The sequence below is a fragment of the Bradyrhizobium sp. genome, from assembly GCF_016462955.1.
Taxonomy (GTDB): domain Bacteria; phylum Pseudomonadota; class Alphaproteobacteria; order Rhizobiales; family Xanthobacteraceae; genus Bradyrhizobium.
In genome coordinates, this window is record NZ_JAEMSD010000191.1 from 7,411 (window position 1) to 11,660 (window position 4,250).

4 protein-coding genes and 1 pseudogene are annotated in these 4,250 nt (G+C 65.8%); 3 read left to right on the plus strand and 2 right to left on the minus strand.

What is annotated here, in order from left to right; genetic code table 11:
• Window positions 1-519 (minus strand): annotated as a pseudogene (locus JHD07_RS19850) (heparinase); the annotation flags it as partial.
• A gap of 157 nt (window positions 520-676) precedes the next feature.
• Window positions 677-2,023, minus strand: coding sequence for a transcription antitermination factor NusB (locus JHD07_RS19855; protein ID WP_291624953.1), 1,347 nt, complete (start codon window positions 2,021-2,023; stop codon window positions 677-679).
• A 189-nt stretch (window positions 2,024-2,212) separates the two neighbouring features.
• Here JHD07_RS19855 and JHD07_RS19860 point away from each other — a divergent pair, with 189 nt between their 5' ends.
• From JHD07_RS19860 to JHD07_RS19870, 3 genes are all read left to right on the plus strand, one after another.
• Window positions 2,213-2,410 carry a DUF1674 domain-containing protein gene (locus JHD07_RS19860; RefSeq protein ID WP_291624955.1) on the plus strand — a complete coding sequence of 66 codons (198 nt, stop codon included), beginning with the start codon at window positions 2,213-2,215 and terminating at the stop codon, window positions 2,408-2,410.
• Window positions 2,411-2,560: 150 nt separating this feature from the next.
• Window positions 2,561-3,166 carry a 3-isopropylmalate dehydratase small subunit gene (gene leuD / locus JHD07_RS19865; protein WP_291624956.1) on the plus strand — a complete coding sequence of 202 codons (606 nt, stop codon included), beginning with the start codon at window positions 2,561-2,563 and terminating at the stop codon, window positions 3,164-3,166.
• Window positions 3,167-3,247: 81 nt separating this feature from the next.
• Window positions 3,248-4,033 (plus strand): hypothetical protein, encoded by a 786-nt coding sequence (locus tag JHD07_RS19870; RefSeq protein ID WP_291624957.1) that lies wholly within the window; start codon window positions 3,248-3,250, stop codon window positions 4,031-4,033.
• Window positions 4,034-4,250 lie beyond the last annotated feature (217 nt).

The window sequence follows — 4,250 nt, forward strand, 5'->3', positions numbered from 1 at the left end:
GTCCGGAATGTCGACCATGGTGTAGCGCAGGAAGCGGATCTCGCGAGCCAGCGCGCGCAAGTAGCGACGGTAGAACTTGTTGTCGGTCTCGCTCAGCACCAGCGGCGCCTGCGAAAGCAGCGAGATCACGCGCCTCGCCAGCACGTCGGCGCGCCGCGCGACCGGGCGGCGCTTGTTGGCGGGATTCGAGATCCATTCCTCGATCAGCGCGCGCGCATTCGCCCGCGTCAGCGCCGTGTCGGCGGCGCGCAAGTGCCGCAGCCCGCCGAAGCCGAGCAGCGCGACCTCCCAATCCTCCGACGGAGGCTCGAGATCGAAGATCGAGCGGCCGTGGCAATTGACGATCTTGCCGGCGAAGACGAAGCGGCCGGCGTAGATCTCGGCGGCGCGAGTAGCGTCCGCGGTGCGCAAGTCATGCGGTGCGATGATCAGTCGGTCGGTACGGCCTGGCCAGACCCGCGACAATGCCATCGGGCCGCCGCTCGCGCGCGCGAGCATGTTCCGCGCGAAGCGGTTCATGACCAGCGTCGAGATATGTCTGCGTTGAGCGACCGACACGCTTTGCCTTGATGGGGGAGAGATTCAGCGACGAATCCTTATTAATCCCAAAATCGAACCTCTGACACCACCTTGAACGGGTGGAATCAGTGTCGTGGTCGCAAAATCCAGTGCAAAATCAGGATTTAACCAGCCTTGCCGCGAAAAATCCGTCGAGACCGCCGAGCCTGGGATCGGCGTTCGGCAGGTGGGAGGGCAAAGTGCGCAGATCGCCTTCCTGGTTGAGGATTTCCTCGAGACCCGCGACCTCCGATGGCGCGATCGGGACGCGGCGGAGCGCGGGCTCGGCGGCGAGCAGCGCCGCCACGGCCTGCTCGCCCTCCTCGGGTTCCAGCGAACAGGTGCAATAGACCAGTATCCCGCCCGGCTTCAGCAGCGACACCGACTTTCGCAACAGCCGTTGCTGAAGCACGGACAGGGCGGCGATGTCCGACTCCTGTCGCAGCCAGGCCACGTCGGGATGACGGCGGATCGTACCGGTGGAGGTGCAGGGCGCATCGACCAGGACACCGTCGAAGGCCTCGGCCGGGCCGGCCCATTCCACGGCGTCAGCGACGACAGTCTCGGCCTGGAGCGACAATCGCGTGAGGTTCTCGCGCAAGCGCGCCACGCGGGCGGGCGAGCGGTCGAGGGCCGTGACATGCGCGCCTGATAGTGCCAGCTGCGCAGTCTTGCCGCCGGGGGCCGCGCAGAGGTCGGCAATGGACTTTCCCTTGACGTCACCGAACAGCCGGGCCGGCAACGCAGCGGCGGCATCCTGCACCCACCATTGCCCCTCGGCGAAGCCGGGCAGCATCGTCACCGCGCCGTGCAGCAGCATCCGCACCGTTCCCGTCGGCAGTGTCTCGCCATGCAGGCGGCTCGCCCATTGTGCGGGGTCCGACTTCACCGTGAGATCGAGCGAGGGCTCGTGGCTGAGCGCCGCTGCCATGTCTCGTGCGGTCGCCTCGCCATAATGCGCGCTCCAGCGCGCGAGCAGCCATGGCGGCAGGTCCAACGATTGCGTCGCGACCTCCTCGACCAGGGCTTTGCCCTCGCGCGCGCAGCGGCGGAGCACGGCGTTGACGAGCCCGGCATAGCGCGCGGCGCGGCGATCGGATTGCACGAGGCGAACGGAAAGATCGACCGCGGCGTGATCGGGCACGTCCATCCACAGGATCTGCGCGGCGCCGATCAGGAGCGCGCTCTGCGCGCGCGGCGCCTCGGAGGGAATGCCCTTGTCGAGCAGACGCGACAGCACGTGGCCGAGCGTGCCGAGCCGGCGCAGCACGGTGGCGACGAGCCGCCGCATCAGCGCGCGGTCCCGGTCGGCCAGCGTCTTCAGTCCGGGATGAGCGCCGCCGCCGTCGAGCTGGTCGTCGAGCGTGCGGTGCTTGTGCAGCACGCCGTCGATGATGTCGGCGGCAATCCGTCGTGCCGCAAGGCCGGGCACTTCGGACGGAGGGGCGAAACGTTGAGATGGCATGCGGAAACAAGGTTCTGAGCGAGCGGCAGTTCCGCCGCGAGGGGCGCATGCCTTGAGAGCGCGATCTCTCGCACGCGAATATGCCAAATGTAAGAATCACTTCCGGCTTTTTCAGCCTGTCAGGCCCGATTTCAGGAATGCGTTATTAGCCGTCGCGTTGAACCCGGTCCTGCGCTAGAAAGACCGGCGATGAGTGACCAGTCTCCCGTTCCCGATCGCAAACCGCTGTCGCCGGCGGCCCAGCGCGCGCTGGCCGAGGCCGAAGCGCGTCGGCAGGCTGCGGCCGCCGAGGTCAAGGAGAAGGCCAAGGAGTTTCAGGGTCCGAAGGGGCCCGAGCCCACCCGCTACGGCGATTGGGAGCGCAAGGGCATCGCGTCCGACTTCTGAGGCACTCGCTGGTCTCTCCTGCAAGCAGGCGGGAGGGCGAATTCGGACGCCGGACCAGACCGGCCAAGTAGTCTAGACCCGCCGAATTCGGCCTAGGATTCCCGGTCCGATCGCGATAAATACCAGCTTCCTGAACCAGAAAGCGCAACCATGGACAAGTTCACCACGCTGGAAGGCGTCGCGGCGCCACTGAAGATCATCAATGTCGACACCGACATGATCATTCCGAAGCAGTACCTGAAGACCATCAAGCGCACCGGCCTTGGCAAGGGGCTCTTCTCCGAGCAGCGCTACAAGGACGACGGCAGCGAGAACCCGGATTTCGTGCTCAACCAGCCCGCCTATCGCAATTCCAAGATCCTGGTCGCCGGTGACAATTTCGGCTGCGGCTCCAGCCGCGAGCACGCGCCCTGGGCATTGCTCGACTTCGGCATCCGCTGCGTGATCTCGACCTCGTTCGGCGACATCTTTTACAACAACTGCTTCAAGAACGGCATTCTGCCGATCCGCGTCAGCCAAGAGGATCTCGACAAGCTGTTCGACGACGCCGAGCGCGGCGCCAATGCGACGCTGACGATCGACCTGCCGAACCAGGAGATCCGCGGCCCCGACGGCGGCAAGGTCAAGTTCGAGATCGACCCGTTCCGCAAGCACTGCCTGATCAACGGCCTCGACGACATCGGTCTCACCATGGAGAAGAAGGCGTCGATCGACAACTACGAGGAGAAGCTCAAGCGCGAACGCGCCTGGGCCTGATATCAGATTTCCGCTCAAGCCCCGGTGCCGCAAGCGCCGGGGCTTTTTTCTTTGTTCTGATTTGCCCGTATAGCTGCACGCATGCTGCCCGAGATCGTCACCTTCTGGCATGGCCCGATGGATGCGCTGCGCCAGACCTGTCTGCGCTCGCAGCTGGCTGCCGGCCACAAGGTCACGGTCTACAGCTTCGACACCATTCCCGGTCTGCCGGCGGGCGTCGCGAACGCGGAGGCCGAGGCGATCCTGCCGCACGCGTTCTCGGAACGGCTGCGGCCTCCGCAGCCGGACGGCAGCTGGCGCGACTGGACCACGCTTCAGTTCAGCGATTTCTTCCGCATGAAGCTGATGGCGAAGGGCCTCGGCCTCTGGCTCGACGCCGACGTGCTGCTGTTGAGGCCCGTCGAGATCGATCCGGCCAAGCCGTATTTCGCTTGGGAGCGGCCGCGCCAGCTCGGCAATTCCGTGCTCTATCTGCCGCCCCGGCATGGCATCGTTGCCGCCTTCGAGCAGCTGATGGAGCAGGAGGAACTGACGCCGGACTGGCTGTCGCTGCGCCATCGCATCACCTTCATGATGCGTCGGCTGCGCGGCGGCTCGAATCGCCTTTCGGATATTCGCGTTGCGATCTACGGCCCGGCCGCGCTCACCGCGCTGGCCCGCCGCACCGGCGAGCTGCAAAGCGCCTTGCCGAAGCAGTCGTTCTACGCGGTCCATGCCGAGCCAAAATTGTTCTTCGATCCTTCGAGCTATCTCGGCCTCGTCACCGACCCCGCCATCATCGGCCTGCACGTCTCGCCCAAGGGCCGTGGCGGCGAGAAGCCGATTCCGGGCAGCCTTTATGCCTGGGCCGCGGAGCGATTCGGCTAGTTGCCACGCTGGAGGTGCGCATCTATTCCGCTTGCGGCGGGGCAATCGCGTATGGGTTCTTGAAGGACCTGAGCGCGCGCCTCGCCCTTCGAGACGACCGCTTCGCGGTCCCTCAGGGTGAGGCTAAGCGGCACCGGTGTCCGCTTAAACCAGCGCAACGCACTCGATCCTCATCCTGAGGGCCCGCCAACGGCGGGCGTCTCGAAGGATGGCCACA

Bases quoted from the DNA above. Each gene is read 5' to 3' on its own strand.
- JHD07_RS19870 (WP_291624957.1), top strand. From the start codon at position 3,248: ATGCTGCCCGAGATCGTCACCTTCTGGCATGGCCCGATGGATGCGCTG.
- leuD (WP_291624956.1), top strand. From the start codon at position 2,561: ATGGACAAGTTCACCACGCTGGAAGGCGTCGCGGCGCCACTGAAGATC.
- JHD07_RS19860 (WP_291624955.1), top strand. From the start codon at position 2,213: ATGAGTGACCAGTCTCCCGTTCCCGATCGCAAACCGCTGTCGCCGGCG.
- JHD07_RS19855 (WP_291624953.1), bottom strand. From the start codon at position 2,023: ATGCCATCTCAACGTTTCGCCCCTCCGTCCGAAGTGCCCGGCCTTGCG.